Origin of the sequence: Photobacterium sp. BZF1, assembly GCF_014349205.1 — a bacterium.
Classification (GTDB): Bacteria; Pseudomonadota; Gammaproteobacteria; order Enterobacterales; family Vibrionaceae; genus Photobacterium.
This window is the reverse complement of record NZ_JACSOF010000293.1, coordinates 1-1,714: the sequence shown is the minus strand read 5'-3', so window position 1 is coordinate 1,714 and position 1,714 is coordinate 1. Positions and strand designations below refer to the sequence as shown.

Sequence of the window (1,714 nt, the reverse complement as noted above, 5' to 3'; positions counted from 1 at the left end):
GTTATTCTACTACCGGGTAAAGGCTTTGATGTGGTACACGGTTCAGTCCGAGTATCACTGGCGAACCTGACTCACCACGAGTACGAGTTGATTGGCCGCGAAACCCGTAAAGTGCTTGATGAGTACTACAACAACTTCGTGACTGCGACACAAGCATAACCACTATTAAGCTGCCGTTCCTACGGCAGCTTTTTTATTGCCTTTCAAAGATATTAACTAACCCTCCAATCGCCTCCCGAAATTTAACCCCCTCTCTACATATTATCCATGCAGCTTATATTCAATATCTCTTTATATAACTATGGCTTACACAACCAATTAACAAATAAAACTAAACAATGTTTAAGCCACCCCAAAGATACAATTAAAAACCCAATTAAAAACCACACCAAAATAAATACAAAACATTAAAAAACATAACTTTAAAAAATAAAGAGGATTCAATCATACAACAGCGAGTTTAGAAAAAACCCTTCCAAGCTTAATATACCCACACACCAAGAGAGTTGGCTTAAAGAAATTTTATAACCACCAATTTTCCAGTAATTAAGTTACGCCTTCTAAGAGTAAATATTATGACGACTGAAACTAAAACTATCGACTTTTCAAAATTTGCAGACCTAAGCCCTTTCGAACTGAAAGACAAACTGATTGAAGTGGCACAAACGGTACCTGATCGCACCCTGCTTGATGCCGGTCGTGGTAACCCTAACTTCCTAGCGACTTTGCCACGCCGTGCCTTCCTGCGTCTGGGTGACTTTGCCCTTGAAGAGTCTGAGCGTACCTACTCTTACCTTAACGGTGGTTTCGGTGGCATTCCTGATGGATACGGGATTGTTGAACGTTTCGATACTTTTGCCAAGCAGCACGCCAACGCAGAAGGTGTTCAGTTCCTACAAAAAGCGCTGAGCTACACCAAAGACCGTCTGGGCATTGATAAAGATATCTTCCTGAACGAGCTAGTGAATGCCTTCCTTGGCTGTAACTACCCAGTGCCAGATCGCATGCTGACCAACATCGAGCAAGTTGTTAAGCAGTACATCGGCCAGGAAATGTACGGCAAACTGCCAATGACTAATGATTTTGACCTGTTTGCAACCGAAGGCGGTACCGCCTCAATGACTTACAGCTTCCAGTCTATGTTCAACAACGGCCTGCTGAAAAAAGGTGACAAAATTGCCCTTATCACGCCAATTTTCACGCCGTACCTGGAAATCCCAGAGTTGGCAGAATACGAGTTGGAAATTGTTGAGCTACGTCTTGACGAAGTGACCTGGCAGCTACCAAAGTCAGAAATTGCCAAGCTTGAAGACACTGACATCAAACTACTCTGTGTAGTGAACCCGGCTAACCCAGCGTCAGTGAAAATGTCTGACGAAACCCTGGATAACATTGCCGAGTTGGTGGAGACCAAACGCAAAGATCTATTCATCATCACTGATGATGTATACGGTACATTTGCTGATGACTTCGTCTCTCTCTTTGCAAAATGTCCGTACAACACGCTATGTGTGTACTCGTTCTCTAAGTACTTCGGTGCAACAGGCTGGCGCTTAGGTGTTATTGGTATCCAACACGACAACGTATTCGACGATGCACTACGCATGCAGAGCGAAGAGCAAAAGCTACTGCTGGATGAGCGCTACAAAACACTGACACCAGAACCACGCACTATCAAGTTTATTGACCGCATGGTTGCCGAGAGCCGTGGCGT

At 44.1% G+C, this 1,714-nt stretch carries 1 protein-coding gene; it reads left to right on the top strand.

The features are described from left to right. Positions 1–575: 575 nt before the first annotated feature. On the top strand, positions 576–1,714 hold a 1,139-nt coding region (locus BIZ37_RS30050; RefSeq protein ID WP_187464661.1), incomplete at its 3' end, for a bifunctional aspartate transaminase/aspartate 4-decarboxylase.